The sequence below is a fragment of the Paenibacillus solisilvae genome (assembly GCF_042656405.1).
GTDB classification, from domain to species: domain Bacteria; phylum Bacillota; class Bacilli; order Paenibacillales; family Paenibacillaceae; genus Paenibacillus_Z; species Paenibacillus_Z solisilvae.
In genome coordinates, this window is record NZ_JBHSOW010000089.1 from 5,714 (window position 1) to 6,191 (window position 478).

The 478-nt window shown below is 45.6% G+C and carries 1 protein-coding gene; it reads right to left on the minus strand.

Annotation, left to right across the window (positions count from 1 at the left end):
- Nucleotides 1-416: reverse transcriptase domain-containing protein (locus ACFPYJ_RS33225; RefSeq protein WP_379190686.1), on the minus strand; the 416-nt coding region annotated here is incomplete at its 3' end.
- Nucleotides 417-478: the final 62 nt, after the last annotated feature.

Here is a 478-nt window from a genome sequence, read left to right on the forward strand (position 1 = left end):
CTTCGCAAGTCATAAAATTTCCCAGACTTAAACAATTTCGGCATGCGGCGGTGATGGAATCCGAGAAAGTCGAATCCCTCTTTATCCAACCACAGGTTCACAAGCTTGGACTTGTCCGTGTTCATCGTCAATTCCAATTTCCTGAAAACTGCCTTAAGCACCTGAATGGCTTCCATAGCGTGGGGTTTATTTTCACATAAAATAACTAGATCATCAGCATACCGCACTAGTGTGCCGATATGGGAAAATTGCTTTTCCCATAAGGTATCGAGATAGTTCAGGTAGATGTTCGCGAGTAGCGGAGAGATGACTCCACCCTGAGGGCTTCCGACTTCCGTGTTATGAACCTGTCCATCTTCCATGACACCGGCTTTCAGCCACAGTCGAATAAGTTTCAACACTCTTCGGTTACTCACTCGTTGTTCCACGAGTTTGAGCAATTTGTCATGCGGGATATTGTTAAAGTACCCGGCGATGT